A 22516-nucleotide genomic window follows, 5' to 3' on the forward strand; every position below is an offset into this window, starting at 1 on the left:
GACTACAGTGGGGAGAGTCAGTCGGCACCAGATGCCGTCAGAAGCTCGAAAGGATCGAAGTGACCGTTGGACTGGGCATGCCGGCCGGACCCGTACCGGTGCTCACACCGCGACGGAAGACTCGTCAGCTTCAGGTGGGCAGCGTCGGTGTCGGCAGCGACTCGCCGATCTCGGTGCAGTCGATGTGCACCACCAAGACTCACGACATCAACTCCACCCTGCAGCAGATCGCCGAACTCACCGCTGCGGGATGCGACATCGTCCGCGTCGCGTGCCCGCGTCAGGAGGATGCGGACGCCCTGGCGACCATCGCGCGCAAGTCGCAGATCCCCGTCATCGCGGACATCCACTTCCAGCCGCGATACATCTTCGCGGCCATCGATGCCGGGTGCGCCGCCGTGCGCGTGAACCCCGGCAACATCAAGGAGTTCGACGGTCGCGTCAAGGAGGTCGCGAAGGCGGCCGGTGACGCGGGCATCCCCATCCGTATCGGAGTCAACGCAGGATCCCTCGATCCGCGCCTGATGCAGAAGTACGGCAAGGCCACGCCCGAGGCGCTGGTGGAGTCGGCGCTGTGGGAGGCCGGCCTCTTCGAGGAACACGGTTTCGGCGACATCAAGATCTCGGTCAAGCACAACGACCCGGTCATCATGGTGGAGGCCTACCGTCAGCTCGCCGCCAAGTGCGACTACCCGCTACACCTCGGCGTGACCGAGGCCGGGCCGGCGTTCCAGGGCACCATCAAGTCCGCCGTCGCCTTCGGGTCGCTGCTGGCCGACGGCATCGGCGACACGATCCGCGTCTCGCTGTCCGCGCCGCCCAACGAGGAGATCAAGGTGGGGACGCAGATCCTGCAGTCCCTCAACCTCCGTCCCCGCAAGCTCGAGATCGTCTCCTGCCCGTCCTGCGGACGCGCACAGGTCGACGTCTACACCCTCGCCGACCAGGTGACGGCCGGACTCGAGGGCATGGAGATCCCGCTCCGTGTCGCCGTCATGGGTTGCGTCGTCAACGGTCCCGGTGAGGCGCGCGACGCCGATCTCGGTGTGGCGTCCGGGAACGGCAAGGGACAGATCTTCGTCAAGGGCGAGGTCATCAAGACCGTGCCCGAGGCGATGATCGTGGAGACCCTGATCGAGGAGGCGATGCGTATCGCCGAGTCGTACGAGTCCGACCAGGAAGCCGCCGGCGGATCGCCCGTCGTGTCGGTCAGCTGATTCTCCTCGTCTGCGGCGACATTTCCTGGCAGTGTCACCATGACAACGGGTGTGCTCGGTGTGGATCGGCGGTCACGGAGGTGGCGGGATGCTCAAGCTGCTCGGCGCTAAGGCGCTGACGAGCCGCGACACGAACGAGATCGTCCGTGTGCTGCGCAGTGATCCCGTCGCATCGTGCATGGTGCTGGCACGTGTCGAGGAATCGGGCGTGGAGCCCCGCGACAACCACGGTGAACTGTGGTCACGCGGAGGTCCGGCATCGTCCCTGTGTTTCTCGGGAGCCAATCTCGTGCCGTTGTTCGGTACCTACGACGATCTCCGGAGTTTCGCCGAGCGCGCGTTGCGCTCTCCCCGCGTCTGCTCATCGCTGGTGGGGCGAGCCGAACTGACGCTGCCGTTGTGGGACATGCTCGCCGCGGACTGGGGGACCCCGCGTGAGGTGCGTGCCGAGCAGCCACTGCTGGCGTTGACGAGCGCGCCCACCGCCGTGGACCCCTACGTCCGACGCGTCACCGTCGACGAGCTGGACGTGTACCTCACCGCTGCCGTGGCGATGTTCATCGAGGAGGTGGGCGTCGATCCGCGCGCGGGCGACGGCGGACGCGGCTATCGGCGGCGCATCGCCTCGTTGATCGCGGCGGGTCGCGCCTGGGCGAGGTTCGAGGAGGGCCGCGTCGTCTTCAAGGCCGAGGTCGGATCGCTGTCCACCTCGGTCGGTCAGATCCAGGGCGTGTGGGTGCACCCGCTCTACCGCGGGCGCGGGCTCGGCACCGCGGGAACCGCATCCGTGGCGGCCGCGGTGGTCGACAGCGGCCGCACGGCCAGCCTGTACGTCAACAGCTTCAACGTGCCCGCCCGCCGTGCCTACGAGCGTGTCGGGTTCGAGCGCGTCGCCACCTTCTCCACAGTTCTGCTCGACTGACACGCTGTCAGGGTGAGGGCCGCGGGCGTCCCGTCGCCCTACGATGAGGATCGATGACCTCTCGTGAACACGGCCGTGCCACCCGCGTCCTGATCGTGCTCGTCGCGGCGATCACCGCGGTGGCGGCCTCGGCGTGCACCCCGAAACCGCAGGGCCCCGAGTCCGCGGCCGATTCGTTCGTCTCCGCGCTGGCCGAGCGTGACGGTGCCGCCGCGGCGCAGGCCACGGATCGGCCGGACCTCGCGACCGCCGCCGTCGATCAGGCGTGGGACGGCCTGCAGGCCGAGTCGCTCGACGCGGCGACCGGCGCGGTGAGCGTGAACGGCGACACCGCGACCGTCGACTACACCTACACGTGGCACCTTCCGAAGGACCGCACCTGGACCTACGACGGGGCCCTGCAGATGGGCCGACGCGACGGGGCCTGGGTGGTCCGGTGGAACTCGACCGATCTGCACCCCAAGCTCGGGGACACCCAGTCGATGGTGCTGCGGTCCACGTCGGCGCCGCGGGCGCGGGTCAACGAGCACGCGGGGTCGGACGTCCTGGTCCCCGGGGTGGTCCAGGGGGTGTCCTTCGACGCCGCCGAGTCGACCGACGTGGTGGGCACGGCGCGCACCCTCGAACGCATCCTGAAGCCCTTCGACGCGTCGATCACGGCGCAGTCCATCGTGGAGTCGGCGACCGCGACGCAGGGCCCGTACCGCCTGATGACCCTCCGGGACGAGGACTACGACGCCGTCGCGCCCGGTCTGCTCGCGTTGTCCGGGGTGTCGGTGACAGAGCAGTCCGACCTGGTCTCCACCGATCGCACGTTCGCCCCCGACCTGGTGAGCCAGGTGAAGAAGACCGTGATGGACCGCGTCGACGGTGCCGCGGGCTGGAGCGTCGTGGCGGTCAACACCAACGGCGCGGACACCGGTGTGTTGACCGAGACGGCGCCGCAGCCGGTTCCGTCGATCAGTATCAGCCTCGACCGTCCGGTGCAGGTGGCCGCACAGAACGCCGTCAACGTGTCACGGGACCAGGCAATGATGGTGGTGATCCAGCCGTCGACAGGCGACATCCTCGCGGTGGCGCAGAACCCGGCGGCGGATCGCGACGGTCCCGTGGCCTCGACCGGCCTCTACCCACCGGGCTCCACCTTCAAGATCATCACGGCCGGTGCGGCGATCGAGGAGGGACTCGCGACGCCCGAGACCACCGTGCCGTGCCCGGGCCGCATCGTCATCGGCGAGCGCAGCGTGCCCAACTACAACGAGTTCTCCCTCGGGGACGTCTCGATGAACACGGCCTTCACGCGCTCGTGCAACACCTCGTTCGCGAAGCTCGCCAGTGAGATGTCCGCGAGTGCTCTCACCGACGCGGCGGCCATGTTCGGCGTCGGGCCCGACTACGGCGTCGTGGGTCTGCCCACCGAGTCGGGATCCGTCCCGCCCGCAGAGGAATTGGTGCAGCGCACCGAGGACGGGTTCGGACAGGGAAAGGTGCTGGTGTCGACGTTCGGCATGGCTCTCGCCGCCGCGACCGTCGCACACGGATCGACGCCCGTTCCCCGGCTGATCCAGGGGGAGGAGACCACGATCGACGGTGACCACCCGCAGATCGAGCCGGCCATGGTCGACGGACTCCGCGGGATGATGCGCTCGGTGGTCACGAGCGGCACCGCGGACCGGATCGCCGACCAGGGCGAGGTGTACGGCAAGACGGGTGAGGCCGAGGTCGAGGGCGGATCCCATGCCTGGTTCGTCGGATATCGCGGTGATCTCGCGTTCGCGACCCTGGTCGTGCGCGGCGGCAGCTCGGACAATGCCGTCGCCGTGACGCGGGACATGATCACCGCGTTGCCCGCCGGATACTGACCGCGACCGGCGGCGACTACGCTGGTGCCATGTCCGTCCGCACCGTTCTCGAACCCGGCACCGTCTCACCCGTTCTCGATGTTCCCAAGTCCGTCGAGCGCCCCGAGTACGCGTGGAAGAAGACTGCGCGCGAAGGCCACGAGCCGTGGGTGCAGACCCCGGAGACCATCGAGAAGATGCGTCTGGCGAGCCGCATCGCCGCGCAGGCACTGCAGGAGGCCGGAAAGGCCGTCGAGCCGGGCGTCACGACGGACGGACTCGACCGTATCGCCCACGAGTACATGGTCGACCACGGCGCGTACCCGTCGACGTTGGGCTACAAGGGATTTCCGAAGTCCTGCTGCACCTCGCTCAACGAGGTCATCTGCCACGGCATCCCTGATTCGACGGTCGTGCAGGACGGCGACATCGTCAACATCGACGTCACGGCGTACATCGACGGGGTGCACGGTGACACGAACGCCACCTTCCTCGCCGGGGACGTCTCCGAGGAAGCGCGCCTGCTCGTGGAGCGCACCCACGAGGCCACCATGCGGGCGATCAAGGCGGTCAAGCCGGGTCGCGCTCTGAACGTCGTCGGACGGGTCGTCGAGGCGTACGCCGATCGTTTCGGGTACGGCGTCGTCCGGGACTTCACCGGCCACGGCATCGGCACCACCTTCCACAACGGCCTGGTGGTGCTGCACTACGACGAGCCCACCGTCGAGACGGTGCTGGAGCCCGGGATGGTCTTCACCATCGAGCCGATGATCACCCTCGGCGGCATCGACTGGGACCAGTGGAACGACGGCTGGACCGTCGTCACGCGGGACCGATCCTGGACCGCCCAGTTCGAGCACACTCTCGTCGTCACGGAGACGGGCGCCGAGATCCTCACCCTCCCTTGATCCTTCGCGGCGCCATTCTGGTCGCGGGAACCACCTCGGACGCGGGCAAGAGTGTCGTCGTGGCGGGGTTGTGCCGCCTCCTCGCTCGCCGCGGTGTGAGGGTGGCGCCGTTCAAGGCGCAGAACATGTCCAACAACTCCGTCGTCACGTTGGACGGCGGGGAGATCGGTCGTGCGCAGGCACTGCAGGCCCGGGCATGCGGTCTCGAGCCCAGCGTGCGGTTCAATCCGATACTGCTGAAGCCGGGCGGGGACAGGACGTCGCAACTGGTTGTTCGCGGCCGGGCCACCGGCACCGTGGGCGCCGCCGACTACATGACGCACCGACAGCATCTGCGCTCGGTCGTGGCGGAGGAACTCGACGCTCTGCGGGTCGACTTCGACGTGGTGATCTGCGAGGGCGCCGGCTCACCCGCCGAGATCAACCTGCGGGCCACCGATCTGGCGAACATGGGACTGGCGCGCGCTGCGAGCCTTCCCGTGATCGTCGTGGGCGACATCGATCGCGGGGGAGTGCTGGCCCACTTCTTCGGCACTCTGGCCGTGCTCGACGCGGCGGATCAGGCACTGATCGCGGGGTTCGTCGTGAACAAGTTCCGCGGCGATCCCGCGCTGCTGCAACCGGGACTCGACACCCTCGAGACTCTCACAGGCCGACCGACGTTGGGCATCGTTCCGTTCAGCGACGAGTTGTGGCTCGACGCCGAGGACTCTCTCGGGACCGTGGCCGACGCACCGCTGGGCCGGCCCGCTCCTCCGATCGGATCGCAGTGGCTCCGCGTCGCCGCCGTGCGGTTACCGCGCATCTCGAACTCCACCGACGTCGAGGCCCTGGCGTGCGAACCGGGGGTGACGGTGCACTGGGCGACCGAGGCCTCCCGACTGGCAGATGCCGATCTGGTGGTGCTCCCCGGCTCCAAGGCCACGGTCCAGGACCTGGACTGGCTTCGTCGCACCGGTATCGCGGACGAGCTGGCGCGGCGCGTGGCTCGCGGTGCTCCGGTCCTCGGGATCTGCGGCGGTTACCAGATGCTGGGGAGAACGATCACCGACGCCGTGGAGTCGGGTGCCGGGCAGGTGCAGGGGCTCGGCCTCCTGGACCTCGAGATCGAATTCGCGGCGGACAAGGTGCTCTCCCGGGTCAGCGGGCATGCCGGCGCGGTCCCCGTGACCGGCTACGAGATCCACCACGGCCGGGTGACCCGAAGCGGCGACGAGCCCTGGTTCACGGGCACCGACGGCGAACCGGAGGGGAGCGTCCGTGGACGGGTGCGCGGCACCCACTGGCACGGCCTCCTGGAGAACGACGACTTTCGTCGGGCATTCCTCACGGAGGTGGCGGAGCAGGCCGGCCGCTTCGGTTTCGTGGTGGCCCCGGACACCGATGTCGACGCGATGCGCACCGCCCAGGTGGATCTGTTGGCCGACCTCATGGAGAGCTCCATCGACGTCGACGCGCTTCTCACGCTCGTCGCCGAGGGAGCTCCCGCCCTGCCCGTGCTGCGCGTCACGCAGTCGTCCTCCGCAGGATGACGTGTGTTCCCAGACCGGCCGCGGATGCGACGAGAAGCGGCAGCAGCACCATGGTCGACAGTCGTGGTGCGTCGGCGATGGTCTCGGTGATCGTGCCCCACCACCCCTGCCAGGTGACGACGAAGATCACGGCGCCGATCAGAACAGCCTCGGCCAGAACAGCCGTCCAGATGCCTGTCACCCGCCACCGCAGGTAGATCGCTCCGGCCAGCATGCCGATGAGGTTGCACATCAGGAACGCCGCGATGAGGAAGAGCAGTTCGATGGCGGCACTGCCCGCGAGAGGTGTTACCAGAGAGAACGTCTGCATGCGCACACCGAAGCCGTCAGTGGCCGACTCCACCAGGGAGAGTGCGAACAGGCCGATCCCGAACATCAGGGCATGAACGACGGCGACTGCGACGGTGGCGGCGAAGAACTCTCTCCGTGTCACGCCGAGCCCGAGAGTGAAGGGAAACACCTGCGTGAGGATCTGAGCGAACAGTGTCAGGCCGAAGATGAAGACGAAGGTCGCCCCGCCGGTCTTGATCGACATGCTGCCATCGGGGACCAACGAGAGAACAGCCCAGGTGATACCGACGATGACGGCCAGGATGCCGAGCGGCCACGCGAAGGCGAGCGTCCGGTAGTGGGTCTGGACGCGCATCACGGAGACGATGCGGTCGCGAGCGGGGGCGGTGGGGGTGTCGAGCGCGGTGGTCATGACGGGACGTCCTCTCGGGTGTCGGACACGGCGGGCAGCGTGGCTCGTCCGCGCGTTGTGCAGTGGACGACGAACTGTTGCAACGACACGGGTTCGACGGCGAGCCCGTCGGCGGCGACCCGGTCGAGGTCCGCATCGTTGAGGGGTCCCGCGACGGTGGTGCGGGCCATCGATCCGAATGACTCACGATGCAGTACTGCGCGATCCGCGACGAGTCGCTCGACGGCGGCAGCGGACCCGCCGATAGTCACGGCGCGTCCGCGAAGGTTCTCCGCATCATCATCGACCGCGACAATGCCGTCGTTGATGACGACGACACGGTCGATGAGGTCGCTTACCTCGTCGATGAGATGGGTCGACAGCACGACGGTGCGCGGGTGGTCCGCAAAATCCGCGAGCAGGTGGTCGTAGAACATCTCTCGGGCCACCGCGTCGAGACCGAGATACGGCTCGTCGAACAACGTCAACGGAGCGCGGGACGCGAGTCCCACGACAATGCCGAGCGTCGAGGTCATGCCGCGCGAGAGCTTCTTCACTCTGCGCTTGCGGGGGAGGTCGAAGTCCTCGGTCAGCCGGCGAGCGAAGTCCTCGTCCCAGTCACGCATCAGCGTCGCAGCGGACGAGAGGACCTGGCCGACCGTGAAGTCGTCCGGGTACTTCTGGCTCTCCTTGACGAAGCAGACGTCGCGGAGCACGGTCGCGTTCTCGAACGGCCGGGCCCCGAACACCGTGACATCGCCGTCGTCCTGCCACGTCTGACCGGTGAGAATCTGCATCATCGTCGTCTTTCCGGCGCCGTTGCGTCCCAGCAGTCCGTGGATGCGATGCTCCTGCAACTCGAAGGTCACGTTCTCGAGTGCGGCGACATCGCCGAAGGTCTTGGCGACACCGCGCACGGACGCCACCGTCGCGGTCATCCCTGTGCCTCCGAGATCACGGAATCGACGGTCGACGCCCGCGATTGGGCGTCGATCATGTCCTGGAGTTCGACGGGGCCGAGCCCGAGCTTGCGTGCCTCGGCCACGAGCGGTCGGACGTACTGCTCGGCGAAGCCCTCGCGCCGCCGGAAGCGGAGCGCATCTCGCGCGCCTGAGGTGACGAACATTCCGATTCCTCTCTTCTTGTAGAGAATCCCGGCCGTGACCAGATGGTTCAGGCCCTTGCCCGCGGTGGCGGGGTTGATGCGGTGGAAGGCTGCCAGCTCGTTCGTCGAGGGAACCTGGCTCTCCTCGGTGAGTGAGCCGTCGATGATCGAGTTCTCGATCATCTCGGCGATCTGCAGGAAGATCGGCCGGCCGTCGTCCATCACCTCGACCACTGGCCCTGGCGGCGTCGCCGCCTCGCTGGTTCATTAGTCATGTAATGGACCGTACAACCTCGGGCTCCGTCGTGGCAAGGGCTCCGATCGGACCCGGTCGGGTAGCGTCGGGTCCCATGCAGCAGCAGACCGTCTCCCTGCCCTCCGGCGATCTGACCGTGCGAATCGACGGGCCGGACAGTGGCCACGCGGTGCTGTTGCTCCCGGCCGACGACGACTGCGCAGACGTCTTCGACGACACCGCGGCGCGGCTGACGACATCGGATCTGCGGACCGTCACGCTCGAGCCCGGCGTGAGTCCGAACGACACCGATCTCGTGGCGCTGCTCGATGCTCTCGGGTTGCCGTGGGTCAATCTGGTCGGCAGGGGAGAGGGCGCCGACCGCGCCTGGTCGCTCGCCGCCCGCACGTTCGGGCGCGTGTCGAGCCTGGTCGTCATCGACCGGGGCCATCCGGCCGTGCGTGACGACTCCGCTTGCCCGGCGGTCGAACTGCGAACGACGATGGTGGTCGTGGACCCCACCTTCGCGGAGGAGGCGTCCGCGACGAGCCGCTACGTCTACGGCGACTACCGCGTCGTCACGCTCGACTCGTCGACCCCGGACGCCGCGGCCGCAGCACTGGCCACCGAGATCGTGATGCGCACCAGCGCCTGGTGATCACTCGCCGGGTGCGGTGAGGTAGTCGTTTCCGTGTGAGTCGCGGATGTGGACAATGCCGTTGCGAAGCTTCCGGTAATGCCACTGCCCTCGTGTCTTCAACCCGTGATGCCGGCGGCACAGGGGTTGAAGGTTGGCGGCGACTGTCCATCCGCCTCTCCGGGGGTCGGTGTGGTCGAACGGGACGACATGATCGAGGTCGCAGTCCTCGCTGGGCACAGCGCATCCCGGGTGCACGCACGTCGAGTACAACGCTGTCCCCAGCGACGCGACCGCCTCCGACGGGCGATACGTCAACGCACCGGCCGGGGGCACGGCGAAGCCCCCATGTCCGTCGGGATTGTCGACGGCGCGGTCCAACGCCGACGGCGGGAGCGTGCGGAGATACTCAGTTTTCTCTCGCACCGCCCGCGCCCGAACGCTGTCCACTCGACCCGAGACGGGAATCCACCCGGCCGGCATCCGCCGGGTACGTCGAACCTCTCGCGCGGCGCCCGGGAGCGGCGGTTCCGGCGTGTCTTCCGGATCGTGCTCCGGGCACCGGCACTCACATCCGATCGGCGGCCTCTCCCGCGCCGCGGTGATGATCGCCTGCCACGTCGCATCCTCGGCGATCCTTCGGGCAGTGTCGGCAGGAACAGGTCCCCAGCCGACGAGATGGCCGGGTTCCCCCGCCAACCCCGCCGCCGTGGCGGCGTCGAGGACGATGACCGCATGATTGGCCGGACGGGCGACCGACCCCCGCCGTTCGCAGTGCTGATCAGCACACTCACACGCGTCAGCTCCGCCGGCGACCACCGCGTGAGCTGCATCGAACAACCGCGCGGACAGCGGCCGCGGATCCGTCGCGCACACCCCACGCGCCGCCGTCACGATCGCCCGCCACATCGCCGCGACCTGCTCCGCCGGACCACGAATCTTCAGCTCCGCCTGATCGCGCGGGAGTTTCCGCACCGACGCCGCACGCTCCGACGCCGCCCGCTCACGCGCCTTCCGGTGCCACTCCGCATCGAAGTCGGCGAGGATCCGGTCGACCGCGGTTGCCACCGCACCCGGCGTACATTTCGATGCGGCAGCGATGACCCGCTGCAGCAACGCTTCCGTCGCATTCGTGACCCCGGCCACCGACCGGCACACCGTCCGGAACGCCGCATACGCCAATCGGCCCGCATCGAACGCCTCCGCCACCGCACGATGCGCGGTGCGGGTCAAAAACAGCCACTCGGTCACCGTGCGCGTCGACACCGACAACGCCGCCGCGACCTCCGCCACCGCACAGGTCTCAGCAGCCTCGGCATCGATCACCCCACCCGGACCGAGCACCGCAGGCCGCCGCGACGACTCCTGCACGTACACACACGACGCGGAGACGGTCCGGGCGAACGACGCCTGAGCGTCGACCTTCGCCGACACCAACACATCCACCGAAACCACTGTGTCGTACACGAATTCACCCCCGGTGATGCCCCGATCAGACCGCCCCCCGACGACCTGAACAGAGAGTAACCGACACCACCGACACGAATCAGCGTGGCGTGAGGGCGTCCGATCAGTCGAGATCGAGTCCGAGGAGCGCGTTCTCGACCACCTCGGGCAGCGCCGGGTGGATCCAGTACTGGCCCCGCGCGACGTCGCGGACGGACTGCCCGAATGTGATCGCCTGGATCAGCGGTTGGATCACCGTGGGAGCCTGCTCGCCGATGATGTGGGCACCCAGCAGTCGGCCGGTCGCGCGGTCGGCGATGACCTTGCAGAGACCCTCGTCGTCCTCCATCGCCCAGCCGTACGCGACGTCGGCGTACTTCTGGACCTTGACCGCGATGTCGTATCCCTGGTCACGAGCCTCCTGCTCGGTGAGCCCCACCTCGGCGATCATCGGATCGGTGAACACCGCGGATGGGACGTAGCGGTGATCGAAGCGCTTCCACCCCGTCGTGTCGTCCCACGACGGCTTCAGGACGTTCTCCTGCACCACACGCGCCTCGGCATTGGCGACGTGCTTGAGCTGGTACGGCGACGAGACGTCGCCGAGTGCGAAGACGCCCTCGGCCGACGTGCGGCCGAACTCGTCGACCGCGATGCGGCCGTCGTCGTGCAGGTCGATGCCCGCCTCGTCGGCGCCGAGCTGATCGGCGTTGGGAGCGCGACCGATCGCCACCAGCAGCGCGTCCCCGCGTACCTCGGTGCCGTCCGACAGGGACACCACGACGTCGTCGCCGTCCTGACGGACACCGGTGGCATCGACCGAGAGCCGGACGTCCCACTTGTCCTGCGCGAGCGTGGTGAACTGCTGCGAGATCTCGAGATCCGACTTGCGGAGGAGGCGCTCCTTGCGTGCCAGGACCGTCACGTGCGAGCCGAGGGCCGAGAACACGTGCGCGAACTCGGCGGCGATGTAGCCCGACCCGAGCACGATCAGCCGCTCCGGAAGGGACGGCAGCCGCATGATGTCGTCGTTGGTGTGGAACGTGACGCCGCTGTCGCGGATGAAATCGGGGACGGTGGCACGCGAGCCGCTCGCGACGACGACTTTGTCGGCGGTGACGACACGGCCGTCACCGGTGTCGATACGGCGCGGTCCGACGAAGCGCGCGTGGCTGCTGAACAACGTCACGTTGGGCGAACCTTCGCGGCGGTACTTCTCCCCGTTGTCCGCGATGGGGTCGATCCGGCCGAAGACGCGGTCCACGATGTCGGTCCACCGCACCTTGTCGATGTGGGCGTCGATGCCGTACTTCGACGCCGTGGTGACAGCGCGGGCCACCTCCGCCGCGTAGACGAACATCTTCGTCGGGATGCATCCCACGTTGATGCAGGTGCCGCCGAAGATGGACTCCTCGAACATCGCGACGCTCGACCCGTCGAAGCGCTCGTCGAGAATCGAGTTACCGGAACCGGTTCCGATGATCGCGAGGTCGAAGTGCTGGACGTCGGACCCGGTGTCCTCCGTGGCGCTCACGATCCGGTCGCCAGTTCTGCGTGGTCGCCGCCCGAGGGCGCGTCGGACAACCCGCTGCCGCGGTGCCGCAGCCAGTCGTCCATCTCGGCGAAGGCGCGTTCCAGCGGCTCGGGTGTGGAGAGGAAGACGTCGTGGCGGGCGCCCTCGATCGGCACGATCGTCGTGCGGTTGCCCAGGCATCCCGCCCACCGCGCGATCTGACGGACGTCGAGAACGGCGTCCGCGGCGTCGACGTCCGGCACGTACGTCTTGGAGAAGCGGGTGACCTTGGAACGCAGGATCAGGGACGGTACGCCGATGTCGAGTCCCCGGTGCAGTTCCGCGTGGCCGCGACGGACCGCGCGGATCCAGCCGAGCTTGATGGGGAAGCCTGCCAACGGTTTCCACGATAGGTCGTAGTCCCACTCGCCGTTGCCACCCGAGCTGATGGAGAGGCCGTAGGTGTCCAGACCCTGGCCCGGCAACGCGCGCAGGGGAGCGACGCGGCCCAGGACACCGATCGCGACGGTTCCGACGCTGCGCACCAGAGGCGGGCCCTGGAGGTCGAACCACGGACTGTTCAGCACCAGACCGGAGATGCCGGCGGCAGCGGCACCCCCTCGGGTGCGTTCGAGACGATCGAGCCACAGCGGGACGATGAGGCCGCCCGTCGAGTGCGCCGCCATCAGGACCTCGGCGCCCGTCTCCTCGCGCACGATCGCCAGCGCCCGGTCGAGTTCCTCGTCGTACAGCGCCAGGTCGGACACGAAGTGCGGCGACTGCCCCTCGCCGATGGAGCGTCCGCACTTGCGCAGATCGAGTGCGTAGAACGCGTGTCCCAGATCGGCGAAGTGCTCGGCCAGATGGCGCTGGAAGAAGTAGTCGGTGAAACCGTGCACGTAGAGGACTGCGCCCTTCGGCGTCGCGGAACCCGTCACGGACCGCGTCAGGCGCACGAGTGTGGCCCGCACCTCGCCCTCGCCGTCCGGGTCGGAGCCGAGCGGTATGGTCAGTTGCTCGTAATCGTCACCGAGTACATCGGGCGCCCATGTAGTCACACTCACACAGTAATGGCCGCTTCGCAGGGGTGGCGAGGGGCACAATCGGGTACAGAGACGGTGACTGTCGCGGTGACGCGGCACGGCGCCGCGGACAGCAGCATCCGCACCGCACTCCCTGTCGGGAGTGCCGATGGACGAAGGAAGTCGATCCAGCAGTGGGCGAACACGATCAGAACAGTCAGTCCGGCACCAAGTCGGGATCGAAGGTGGAGAGGACCGACGTCGTCCTGATCGGCGCGGGCATCATGAGTGCCACGCTGGGCACGCTCCTCCGTCAGGTCGAGCCCACCTGGTCCATCTCCGTCTTCGAGCGTCTCGACGCCGCGGCCGCGGAGAGCAGCGACCCGTGGAACAACGCCGGTACGGGCCACTCCGCCCTCTGCGAACTCAACTACACCCCGCAGGGCAAGGACGGCTCCGTCGACATCAGCAAGGCGCTGAACGTCAACGAGCAGTTCCAGGTCTCGCGGCAGTGGTGGTCGCACGCGCTGGAGGCCGGCGTGCTCGCCGACCCCAAGAACTTCATCAACCCCATCCCGCACGTCAGCTTCGTGCACGGCGAGGACAACGTGAAGTACCTGCGAGCGCGGTACGACGCGCTCTCGGGCAACCCGCTGTTCCCCGGTATGGAGTACATCGACGACGAGACCGAGTTCGCCCGTCGCCTCCCGCTGATGGCGAAGGGGCGCGACTTCAGTGATCCGATCGCGCTCAACTGGTCCGACGGCGGTACGGACGTCGACTTCGGCGCACTGACCAAGCAGCTCCTCAACCACCTCGCGGTGGAGGGCGCCTCGGTTAACTTCGGACACGAGGTCCGCGACCTGTCCAAGAACTCCGACGGCACCTGGACCGTCAAGGTCTACAACGGGCGGACCGGCGTCACGCGCAAGATCGTCACCAAGTTCGTCTTCGTCGGCGCGGGCGGCGGCGCCCTGCACCTCCTGCAGAAGTCGGGCATCGCGGAGGCCAAGGGCTTCGGCGGTTTCCCCGTCAGCGGTGAGTGGCTGCGGTGCACCACCCCCGAGCTCGTCGAGCAGCACTCCGCCAAGGTGTACGGCAAGGCCTCGGTCGGTGCGCCCCCGATGTCGGTGCCGCACCTCGACACCCGCGTCATCGGTGGCAAGCCCGGACTCCTGTTCGGGCCTTACGCCGGCTGGTCGCCCAAGTTCCTCAAGCAGGGGAAGATGACCGATCTCGTCAACTCGGTCAAGCCAAACAACCTGTTCTCGATGCTCGGTGTCGGTGTCACCGAGATGGCCCTCACCAAGTACCTCGTCACCGAGCTGCTGCAGTCCGAGACCGACCGCGTGGAGACGCTGCGGGAGTTCATGCCGTCCGCTCAAGGCAAGGACTTCGAGCTGGTCACCGCCGGACAGCGAGTCCAGGTGATCCGTCGCAAGGGTCGCGGCGGCGTGCTCGAGTTCGGCACCGCCGTGATCAACGCGGGCGACGGCACCATCGCGGGCCTGCTCGGGGCGTCACCCGGCGCGTCCACCGCCGTGCCGGCGATGCTGGACGTGCTGAAGCGCTGCTTCTCCGACCGGTACAGCTCGTGGGAGCCGACCCTCAAGGACATGGTTCCGTCCCTGGGCACCAAGCTGGCCGAGAACCCGCGTCTGTTCGACGAGATCTGGTCGCACACCACGCGAGTGCTGCAGCTCGACACGACCTCGGCCACCGGCCGGCAGGTCGCGCACTCCGGAACTGTGTGATACCACCATCACATGACGACGGCGACTGCAACACTCAAGCGATCCTGGGCACTCGACCTGTCGAACGAGACCCTCTACGAGCTGCTGAAGCTGCGCGTGGAGGTGTTCGTGGTGGAGCAGGCCTGCGCCTACCCCGAGCTCGACGGTAAGGACCTGCTCTCCGACACCCGCCACTTCTGGCTCGAGCGCGACGGCAGCGTGGTCTGCACACTGCGTCTCCTCGAGGAGCACGACGACGGCGAGAAGTCATTCCGCATCGGGCGCCTGTGCACCCACCGCTCCTCGCGCGGGCAGGGCCACACCACGCGTCTGCTGCGGGCTGCGCTCGCGGAGGTCGGGTCGTCCCCGTGCCGCATCAACGCGCAGAGCTACCTGGTGGAGATGTACGCAAAGCACGGCTTCTACCCGGACGGCCAGGAAGTTCTCGAGGACGGCATCCCGCACACGCCCATGCGGCGCGGCGGCGGCAGTCCCTGGAGCGAAGGCGACAAGAACTGACTCGCCTGCACCGACACTGAACAACCGACGAACGTCTCGGAGAAGCCCGTGTGACTCGGGCGCGGTCCCGCCACTGTGACGTGGTCCGGCCTCCTTCAGGAGGTCGGATCACGGAGCCAGATCGCCGAGCGTTCGTGTCACTGCTGCGTGAGGAGACCACGCGCAGCATCGTCTCGACTCCTCGGCGCGGTCACCGAGGTCGAACAGGACCACACGCGTGAATCCCGGATATCCGTTCTCTGCCATCGTCGGTCAGGACCGACTGCTGTTGGCGCTCTCACTCTGTGCCGTTCACCCCGGCATCGGCGGCGTGCTCGTACGCGGTGAGAAGGGCACGGCGAAATCGACCGCCGTGCGTGCGCTGACGGCGCTGATGCCTCCCGTCACGGACTCGGCGGGCACCCGGCCCGCTCGGCTCGTCGAACTGCCCGTCGGTGCGACCGAGGACCGCGTCGTCGGGTCCATCGACTTCGAGCGCATCGTCCGTGACGGCGAACGCGCCTTCACCCCCGGCCTGCTCGCGTCAGCGGACCGTGGCCTGCTGTACGTCGACGAGGTCAACCTTCTCCACGACCATCTCGTCGATCTGCTGCTCGACGCGGCAGCCATGGGCCGGGTACACGTGGAGCGGGACGGTATCTCGCACTCCTACCCGTCGACCTTCGTGCTCGTCGGCACCATGAACCCCGAGGAGGGGGAGCTGCGCCCGCAGCTGCTCGATCGCTTCGGCCTCGCCGTGGACGTCTCCGCCTCCCGCGATGTCGACACGCGGATGACGGTCGTCCGTCGCCGACTCGACTACGAACGCGACGCCGTCGCGTTCGCCGAGGCGCATGCCGACGCCGACGCGGAGATCGCGGCCCGCATCGCCGGTGCGCGGGACCGTGTCGCCGACGTCGAGCTGCCCGACTCGGAACTGCGTCGTATCGCGGCCGTGTGTGCGGCCTTCGACGTCGACGGGATGCGCGGTGACCTCGTCGTCGCGCGCACCGCGACCGCTCACGCCGCGTGGCGGGGCGGCACCACGGTGACCGAGGACGACGTGCGCGTCGCCGTCGAACTGGCGTTGCCCCATCGGCGTCGGCGCGATCCGTTCGATGCTCCCGGACTCGCGGACGGCGAGCTGGACGACGCGATGTCGCAGGCGGACGAGGACGTGCGACGTTCGGAACCGGAGCCCGATCCCGATCCCGACCCGGACGGCGGCGGCGCACCCGATCCCGCTGCCGAGGACGGTGCTCCCGAACAGTCGAGCTCCGACGATGCACCGTCGGCCGACGAACCGCCTCCGCGGCCGTCGACCGGTGGCAGCTCCGGAACCGCCGCGTCCGGGGACGGCTTCGATGCCCGGCTCCTGCAGATCGACGGTGTCGGCGACGGCGCACCCGGCCGTCGCTCACGCGCGCGGGTGTCCTCGGGTCGTGTCGTGCGTGCGACCGACTTCACCGGCGGCTCACTCCATCTCGTCGGCACCCTGATGCGTGCCGCGGAGCGCAGGGGAGCGGCCGAGTCCGGCCGGTTGTCCATCGCGGGCGGTGATCTGCGCGGCGTCGATCGCGAAGGGCGCGAAGGCAATCTGATCGTCTTCGTCGTCGACGCCTCCGGCTCGATGGCGGCGCGCGACCGCCTGTCTGCGGTCACCGGTGCCGTCGTGTCGTTGCTGCGCGACGCCTACCGACGCCGCGACCGCGTCGCCGTCGTCTCGGTGCGGGGCAGCGACGCGGAGGTGATCCTCCCGCCGACCCGGTCGGTGGACGTCGCCGTCACCCGACTCCGCGACGTACGCACCGGTGGCAGAACGCCGCTCGCGTCGGGCTTCCTGACAACACGCGACGTCGTCGCACGTGAGCGGGTCCGGGAGCCGGGGCGTCGTGCCCTCGTCGTCACCCTGACCGACGGCCGAGCCACCGGTGGACCCGATCCGGTGGGACGAGCCCGTCACGCCGCCGCACTGCTGGCCGCGGACAAGGTGGCCTCCGTGGTCGTCGACTGCGAGTCCGGCATGGTTCGCCTCGGACTCGCCCGTGACCTCGCGACCGCCCTGCGCGGCACCTACATCTCACTGCCCGAACTGTCGTCGGCGAGCGTGGCCGGCGTCGTCCGGGCCGCAGCCTGAGGAGATCGTCCATGCCACAGGGAGTTCCGGCACCCGGCACCGTTCCCGACGACGGCCTGACCACCAGGCAGCGTCGCAACCTCCCCATCCTCGCCGTCCACACGGGCCCCGGAAAGGGGAAGTCCACCGCCGCGTTCGGCATGGCGATGCGCGCCTGGAACCAGGGCTTCGACGTCGCGGTCTTCCAGTTCGTCAAGAGCGCCAAGTGGAAGGTCGGCGAGGAGTCGGTGTTCCGCACCCTCGGTGATCTGCACGACGAGACCGGCGTCGGCGGCGCCGTGGAGTGGCACAAGATGGGCTCGGGATGGTCCTGGTCGCGCAAGCGCGGCGAGGAGGTCGACCATGCCGAGGACGCACGCGAAGGGTGGGCGGAGATCGCGGCGCGCATCCGCGACGAACGGCACCGCTTCTACGTCCTCGACGAGTTCACTTATCCGCTGCACTGGGGGTGGATCGACGTCGACGACGTGGTGCGCACCCTCACCGACCGGCCCGGCAACCAGCACGTCGTCATCACGGGCCGCAACGCACCCACCGCGTTGCTCGACGCCGCCGATCTGGTCACCGAGATGTCGAAGATCAAGCACCCCATGGACGCGGGTCGCAAGGGTCAGCGCGGCATCGAATGGTGAACGACCTGCCCGCCGTCGTCATCGCGGCCCCCTCGTCCGGCAGCGGAAAGACCACCATCGCCACCGGCATCATGGGCGCACTGCGCGCCGCCGGCCGGCGGGTCGCTCCGTTCAAGGTCGGCCCGGACTACATCGATCCCGGGTACCACGCGGTCGCCGCAGGACGGCCCGGTCGCAACCTCGACGCCGTGATGACGGGCCGCGACACGATGGTGCCCGCCCTGCGCTGGGGTGCGAGCGGTTGCGACATCGCGGTCGTCGAGGGCGTCATGGGTCTCTTCGACGGTCGCATCGACCCCCACGCCACCGAACCCGCTGCGGAGGGGTCCACGGCCGCGGTCGCCGCCGCGATCGGTGCGCCGGTGATCCTGGTGGTGGATTCGCGAGGGCACAGCCAGAGCATCGGCGCGCTGGTCCACGGGTTCTCGACGTACGACCCCTCGGTCCACGTCGCCGGGGTGATCCTGAACCGGGTCGGCAGTGAGCGACACGAGGCGGTGCTGCGACAGGCTTGCGACCGGGTCGGCATTCCCGTGATCGGGTCGGTGCCTCGCGCCGGTGCGCTCGAGGTGCCGTCGCGTCACCTCGGCCTGGTGACCGCAGCCGAACACGGCTCCGCCGCGGTCGACGCCGTCGCGGCGATGACCGAGCTGGTGTCGCGCCATGTCGACGTCGACGCTCTCGCTCGCATCGCGGCGACGGCGCAGGTTCCGACGGCGGAGCCGTGGAGTCCGGACGCCGCGGTGGGGGTGCGGATCGAGGGTCCGCGTCCGGTGGTCGCCGTCGCCGGTGGCCCGGCGTTCACGTTCGGCTACGCCGAGCAACCGGAGGTGCTGCGTGCCGCGGGAGCGGACGTGGCGGTGTTCGATCCGCGCCACGACCGGTTGCCCGAGGGTGCCACCGGCCTGGTCGTCCCCGGCGGCTTCCCCGAGCTCCACGCCGCCGAGCTGGCCGCCAACGAGCCACTGCTGCACGACATCCGGGCTCTCGCCGACGCCGGGTGGCCGGTGCACGGTGAGTGTGCGGGCCTCCTGTACCTGGCCACCTCGCTGGACGGGCACCGCATGGCGGCAGTGCTCGACCTCGACGTCGAGTTCGGGTCGAGGCTCACCCTCGGCTATCGAGACGCGGTGGCGCTGACGGGGTCGGTGATGTTCGACGTCGGCCAGCGCATCACCGGCCACGAATTCCACCGCACCCACGTCGTCCGGGCGGGATCGTTCGAACCCGCGTGGGCCTGGCGGCGCGACGGCAGCACCGTGCAGGAGGGATCCGTCGGCGCCGGCGGACGGGTGCACGCGTCGTATCTGCACACCCATCCGCTGGCGACGGCCCGGGGATTCGCTCGGTTCGTGGCGGCCTGCCGGCCGAACTGACCCACAGCGTCTCGGCGCCCGTCTGGTTGCATCTCACAAACTTCTGGTGTCTACTGTCGGTCGGATACATACCGAAAGATTGTTTGCACCCGGTTTCCTGGGGAGTGCATCCGGCGAGAGGGTCCTTCACATGGTCAGCAGAATGTTCGGTAGCGCACGCGTCTCGTGGGCGAGTGTCGGATCCGTCGTCGTCGCAGCGGCGGCGCTGGCCGTGGCGTCACCGGCCGCAGCCGGTGCCACCGAGATCAAAGGGTGCGTGATCACCTCGCCGGCAGACGGCACGGTCTGCACCGGTATGGACCTGAGCGGCGCGGATCTCGCGGGCTTGAATCTGTCGGGAGCCGACTTCTCGGGCTCGAACCTCAGTGGAGCGGACCTGTCCGGCGTGGTCGGATTCGGCGGCCGCTTCACCGGCGCGAATCTGCGGGGTGCGAATCTCGCGGGCTCGTCCTTCGGCCGCGCGGACTTCCATCACGCGTCGCTGGCGAACGCCGACCTGACGAATGCAGCACTGTCGGACACGATGCTCGATCAGGCAGATCTGACGCGGACGGGCTTGAGCGGCACGGATTTCACCGTGTCCTACCTGCGAGACGCTGATCTCTCGCATGCTCGGTTCGCGGACACGAAGTTCTTCGGCGCCCAGGTGTGCGGCGCCAACATCTTCGGTACCGACCCGTCGGCTGCGAGCAACCTCGACACGTCCTGCACGGTGTCCGAGGGTCCGGCAACCCCCCTTCCCGTTCCGGCACCTGTGCCCGGTGGGCTCTTCGGTAGTTGATCGACGTCGTCCACCGATCACGCCGCGAGCAGTCCCTCCAGGTAGTCCAGGAGCCGTGACACCTCCCGCGGGGCGCCGAGGACGACGACCTTGAGCCGGTCGCGTTGCGCGTCGTAGGCGGTGTTGACGCGCAACGGTTCACTGTCGGGTCGCGCGTCCCCGGTGGCTCTGGCGAGCAGTGCGGTCAGCCGATCCGCGGTCTCGCGGTCGACGGTGTCGATGTCGACGATCGAGGTGACCTCGACGCGATGCTCGGTGCGCAGTGTGGAGGCGGCCTGCCCGGTGAACGTCTCGAGGTCCTCGCCGGAGATGCGGTACTGCTTGCCGATGCGGACGGCGGGGAGGCGCCCGGACCGCACGTAGCCGCGGACGGTGCGCACGTGCAGCCCCAGCATGTCGGCGACATCGTCGACCGAATACATCCGCACAGTCATCCAAACAACGTAAACATCCCCTGTCGCACACGTCAATTGGGACATCTACGTGCCCCGTGGCGGCTTTTCCCGGACATGTCGTCGGGAGACTTTCCCGACAGGTTGCCGGTGAACGGCGCGGAAATCGGGCATTGGTGGCAATCTGGATCGAATGACCGACATCGACCAGAGACTGATCCTGGGGCCGTTCGTCCGCTACGTCAGTACCGATCGCGCGACCTTCTGGGTGGAGACATCGCAATCCTGCACCGTCACGGTCACCACGTCCTCGGGCGCCTCGGTGGACGAGCGCACGTGGGGTCTCCACGGGCACCACTACGCCCTCGTCGCCGTCGAGGATCTGCCGCAGAACTCACTCGTCGACTACACCGTCGCGATCGACGGCGAGCAGGTGTGGCCCACTCCCGACCGCCGGGCCGTCGTGCACACGATGTGCGACGACGAGCCCGTCACCGTCGCTTTCGGATCCTGCCGGCGGGGTGACACCTACAGCGACGAGGCGTTGACGCGCATCGGCGCCGACGCGCTGGTCGGGCTCGCCGACCGCGTCGCGAGCGAGGAGCCCGACACCTGGCCGGATCTCCTGGTCTTCCTCGGAGATCAGGTCTACGCGGACGATCCGTCGCCCGAGATCGTCGAGCGCCTGCACGCCCGGCGCGAGGCCGGCGAACGTGCTGCCGGCGCCCGCTCGGAGGAGGTCGAGGACGAGATCTGCGACTTCGAGGAGTACACCTGGCTCTACCAGGAGTCGTGGGGCGACGACCGCGTCCGCCAACTGATGGCCACGGTCCCGACGTGCATGATCCTCGACGACCACGATCTTCGGGACGACTGGAACTCCTCCGCGGACTGGCGCGCGGAGGTGACACAGGCGTCCTGGTGGGAGGACCGCGTGATCGGCGCCTTCTCCTCGTACTGGGTCTACCAACACCTGGGCAACCTGTCCCCGCGCGAACTCGAGGACGACGCGATGTACGCGGCCGTGCGATCCGCCGCGAGCGACTCCGAGCGTGAGACGCTGCTCGCCGAGTTCGCCCTGAAGGCGGACGCGGAACCGTCCTCGGCGCGCTGGAGCTATCACCGCGACATCGGCAACACGCGTCTGGTGATGATCGACAGCCGGTGTTCGCGTGACCTGTCGCCCGAGCGCAGGGCCATGGTCGACGACGTCGAGTGGGCATGGGTGCGCGAGCACACGCTGAAATCGGGAAAGGAGCACGTGCTTCTGGGGTCCTCGCTGCCCTTCCTCATGCTTCCGGGGCTGCACGCGGTGGAGCAGTGGAACGAGGCGGTGGCGCAGGGCGCGTGGGGGAAGCGGTTCGGTCGGATCGGGGAGAAGCTGCGTATCGCGCTCGATCTCGAGCACTGGGCCGCGTTCGGAAAGTCGTTCGGCGACATGGTGGATCTGGTCGACGAGGTGGTCGTGGGGCCGGACGCGCCGAAGTCGGTCGTGTGGTTGTCGGGTGACGTGCACTGCTCCTACGTCGCGAAGGCGGAGACCCGCGTGTCGACGTCGACGTCTCTGTACCAGCTGACGATGTCGCCGTTCCGTAATCCACTGAACCTGCCGATCCGGGCGGTCAACCGCCTGGCGATCCGTCGCCCGGTGGCGAGGATGCTCGCGCGCCTGGCGCGCGGAGCCAAGGCGGAACCCGTGCACGCGGAGTGGAGCACGGAGGCGGGTCCCTGGTTCGACAACGGGGTGATGTCGTTGACCACGGACTCGCAGGCGCTGCGTCTCGAGGTGAACCACGCCGCGGTGGTGAACGGGCGTCAGACGCTCAGCACCACGGCTCGCTACGACCTCACGCCGTCCGGGGTGCGGCAGCGCTGATCGTGCCCGTGCCACGACAGGTAGGGTCTTC

The 22516-nt window shown here is 68.5% G+C and carries 20 protein-coding genes and 1 riboswitch; of the genes, 13 read left to right on the forward strand and 7 right to left on the reverse strand.

Going from position 1 to position 22516, the window contains the following annotated elements:
• The first annotated feature begins 53 nt into the window (after positions 1–53).
• The 5 genes from ispG (at position 54) to HQ306_RS09630 (ending at position 6420) form a co-directional block, all read left to right on the forward strand.
• A complete protein-coding gene (gene ispG, locus HQ306_RS09610) occupies positions 54–1217 on the forward strand; it encodes a flavodoxin-dependent (E)-4-hydroxy-3-methylbut-2-enyl-diphosphate synthase (protein WP_155956970.1) in 1164 nt (387 codons plus the stop codon).
• 88 nt (positions 1218–1305) lie between these two features.
• Positions 1306–2139, forward strand: coding sequence for a GNAT family N-acetyltransferase (locus HQ306_RS09615; RefSeq protein ID WP_222630785.1), 834 nt, complete (start codon positions 1306–1308; stop codon positions 2137–2139).
• A 53-nt stretch (positions 2140–2192) separates the two neighbouring features.
• Complete coding sequence (locus HQ306_RS09620; RefSeq protein WP_222630787.1) at positions 2193–4001, forward strand: penicillin-binding transpeptidase domain-containing protein; 1809 nt, start codon at positions 2193–2195, stop codon at positions 3999–4001.
• 29 nt (positions 4002–4030) lie between these two features.
• On the forward strand, positions 4031–4888 hold the full coding sequence (gene map, locus HQ306_RS09625) for a type I methionyl aminopeptidase (RefSeq protein ID WP_222630789.1): 858 nt from the start codon (positions 4031–4033) through the stop codon (positions 4886–4888).
• Positions 4885–6420, forward strand: coding sequence for a cobyric acid synthase (locus HQ306_RS09630; protein ID WP_222630798.1), 1536 nt, complete (start codon positions 4885–4887; stop codon positions 6418–6420). Before map ends, HQ306_RS09630 begins: the two co-directional genes overlap by 4 nt.
• Here HQ306_RS09630 and HQ306_RS09635 read toward each other — a convergent pair.
• The 3 genes from HQ306_RS09635 to HQ306_RS09645 are packed head-to-tail and all read right to left on the reverse strand — an operon-like array spanning position 6395 to position 8432.
• A complete protein-coding gene (locus HQ306_RS09635; protein WP_222630800.1) occupies positions 6395–7123 on the reverse strand; it encodes an ABC transporter permease in 729 nt (242 codons plus the stop codon). The genes HQ306_RS09630 and HQ306_RS09635 overlap by 26 nt on opposite strands.
• On the reverse strand, positions 7120–8040 hold the full coding sequence (locus HQ306_RS09640; RefSeq protein ID WP_222630809.1) for an ABC transporter ATP-binding protein: 921 nt from the start codon (positions 8038–8040) through the stop codon (positions 7120–7122). The genes HQ306_RS09635 and HQ306_RS09640 overlap by 4 nt, the downstream gene beginning before the upstream one ends.
• Complete coding sequence (locus HQ306_RS09645; protein ID WP_222630812.1) at positions 8037–8432, reverse strand: GntR family transcriptional regulator; 396 nt, start codon at positions 8430–8432, stop codon at positions 8037–8039. The genes HQ306_RS09640 and HQ306_RS09645 overlap by 4 nt, the downstream gene beginning before the upstream one ends.
• 125 nt (positions 8433–8557) lie before the next feature.
• Between HQ306_RS09645 and HQ306_RS09650 the strand changes: the two genes are divergently transcribed.
• On the forward strand, positions 8558–9100 hold the full coding sequence (locus HQ306_RS09650) for an alpha/beta hydrolase (protein WP_222630814.1): 543 nt from the start codon (positions 8558–8560) through the stop codon (positions 9098–9100).
• Here the strand turns inward: HQ306_RS09650 and HQ306_RS09655 are convergent, their stop codons facing one another.
• The 3 genes from HQ306_RS09655 to HQ306_RS09665 form a co-directional block, all read right to left on the reverse strand.
• On the reverse strand, positions 9101–10525 hold the full coding sequence (locus HQ306_RS09655) for an HNH endonuclease signature motif containing protein (RefSeq protein WP_222630816.1): 1425 nt from the start codon (positions 10523–10525) through the stop codon (positions 9101–9103).
• Between the two features lie 124 nt (positions 10526–10649).
• A complete protein-coding gene (gene mtr, locus HQ306_RS09660) occupies positions 10650–12059 on the reverse strand; it encodes a mycothione reductase (protein ID WP_222630825.1) in 1410 nt (469 codons plus the stop codon).
• Positions 12056–13096 carry an alpha/beta hydrolase gene (locus tag HQ306_RS09665; RefSeq protein ID WP_027505059.1) on the reverse strand — a complete coding sequence of 347 codons (1041 nt, stop codon included), beginning with the start codon at positions 13094–13096 and terminating at the stop codon, positions 12056–12058. Before HQ306_RS09665 ends, mtr begins: the two co-directional genes overlap by 4 nt.
• 158 nt (positions 13097–13254) lie before the next feature.
• On the opposite strand from HQ306_RS09665, the gene mqo reads away from it, so the two are divergent.
• The 6 genes from mqo (at position 13255) to HQ306_RS09695 (ending at position 20217) form a co-directional block, all read left to right on the forward strand.
• On the forward strand, positions 13255–14814 hold the full coding sequence (gene mqo, locus HQ306_RS09670) for a malate dehydrogenase (quinone) (RefSeq protein WP_081821172.1): 1560 nt from the start codon (positions 13255–13257) through the stop codon (positions 14812–14814).
• Positions 14815–14826: 12 nt separating this feature from the next.
• Positions 14827–15312 carry a GNAT family N-acetyltransferase gene (locus HQ306_RS09675; protein WP_027505061.1) on the forward strand — a complete coding sequence of 162 codons (486 nt, stop codon included), beginning with the start codon at positions 14827–14829 and terminating at the stop codon, positions 15310–15312.
• 39 nt (positions 15313–15351) lie between these two features.
• Positions 15352–15435, forward strand: a riboswitch (cobalamin riboswitch).
• Positions 15436–15529: 94 nt separating this feature from the next.
• Positions 15530–17428, forward strand: a complete 1899-nt coding sequence (locus HQ306_RS09680; protein ID WP_222630827.1) for a VWA domain-containing protein — start codon at positions 15530–15532, stop codon at positions 17426–17428.
• Between the two features lie 11 nt (positions 17429–17439).
• Positions 17440–18060: a cob(I)yrinic acid a,c-diamide adenosyltransferase gene (gene cobO / locus HQ306_RS09685; RefSeq protein WP_222630828.1), complete on the forward strand. Its 621-nt coding sequence runs from the start codon at positions 17440–17442 to the stop codon at positions 18058–18060.
• Positions 18054–19436 carry a cobyrinate a,c-diamide synthase gene (locus HQ306_RS09690; protein WP_222630830.1) on the forward strand — a complete coding sequence of 461 codons (1383 nt, stop codon included), beginning with the start codon at positions 18054–18056 and terminating at the stop codon, positions 19434–19436. Before cobO ends, HQ306_RS09690 begins: the two co-directional genes overlap by 7 nt.
• 130 nt (positions 19437–19566) lie before the next feature.
• Positions 19567–20217, forward strand: a complete 651-nt coding sequence (locus HQ306_RS09695) for a pentapeptide repeat-containing protein (protein ID WP_222630832.1) — start codon at positions 19567–19569, stop codon at positions 20215–20217.
• 17 nt (positions 20218–20234) lie between these two features.
• On the opposite strand, the gene HQ306_RS09700 is transcribed toward HQ306_RS09695, so the two are convergent.
• A complete protein-coding gene (locus HQ306_RS09700; RefSeq protein ID WP_027505065.1) occupies positions 20235–20651 on the reverse strand; it encodes a helix-turn-helix domain-containing protein in 417 nt (138 codons plus the stop codon).
• 151 nt (positions 20652–20802) lie between these two features.
• Here HQ306_RS09700 and HQ306_RS09705 point away from each other — a divergent pair, with 151 nt between their 5' ends.
• Positions 20803–22485 carry an alkaline phosphatase D family protein gene (locus tag HQ306_RS09705; RefSeq protein WP_222630834.1) on the forward strand — a complete coding sequence of 561 codons (1683 nt, stop codon included), beginning with the start codon at positions 20803–20805 and terminating at the stop codon, positions 22483–22485.
• The last annotated feature ends 31 nt before the right edge of the window (positions 22486–22516 follow it).

The sequence above is a fragment of the Rhodococcus sp. BP-160 genome (assembly GCF_019836205.1).
Taxonomy (GTDB): domain Bacteria; phylum Actinomycetota; class Actinomycetes; order Mycobacteriales; family Mycobacteriaceae; genus Rhodococcoides.

Bases quoted from the DNA above. Each gene is read 5' to 3' on its own strand.
- HQ306_RS09615 (WP_222630785.1), top strand. From the start codon at position 1,306: ATGCTCAAGCTGCTCGGCGCTAAGGCGCTGACGAGCCGCGACACGAAC.
- HQ306_RS09620 (WP_222630787.1), top strand. From the start codon at position 2,193: ATGACCTCTCGTGAACACGGCCGTGCCACCCGCGTCCTGATCGTGCTC.
- map (WP_222630789.1), top strand. From the start codon at position 4,031: ATGTCCGTCCGCACCGTTCTCGAACCCGGCACCGTCTCACCCGTTCTC.
- HQ306_RS09635 (WP_222630800.1), bottom strand. From the start codon at position 7,123: ATGACCACCGCGCTCGACACCCCCACCGCCCCCGCTCGCGACCGCATC.
- HQ306_RS09640 (WP_222630809.1), bottom strand. From the start codon at position 8,040: ATGACCGCGACGGTGGCGTCCGTGCGCGGTGTCGCCAAGACCTTCGGC.
- HQ306_RS09650 (WP_222630814.1), top strand. From the start codon at position 8,558: ATGCAGCAGCAGACCGTCTCCCTGCCCTCCGGCGATCTGACCGTGCGA.
- HQ306_RS09675 (WP_027505061.1), top strand. From the start codon at position 14,827: ATGACGACGGCGACTGCAACACTCAAGCGATCCTGGGCACTCGACCTG.
- cobO (WP_222630828.1), top strand. From the start codon at position 17,440: ATGCCACAGGGAGTTCCGGCACCCGGCACCGTTCCCGACGACGGCCTG.
- HQ306_RS09690 (WP_222630830.1), top strand. From the start codon at position 18,054: ATGGTGAACGACCTGCCCGCCGTCGTCATCGCGGCCCCCTCGTCCGGC.
- HQ306_RS09695 (WP_222630832.1), top strand. From the start codon at position 19,567: ATGGTCAGCAGAATGTTCGGTAGCGCACGCGTCTCGTGGGCGAGTGTC.
- HQ306_RS09700 (WP_027505065.1), bottom strand. From the start codon at position 20,651: ATGACTGTGCGGATGTATTCGGTCGACGATGTCGCCGACATGCTGGGG.
- HQ306_RS09705 (WP_222630834.1), top strand. From the start codon at position 20,803: ATGACCGACATCGACCAGAGACTGATCCTGGGGCCGTTCGTCCGCTAC.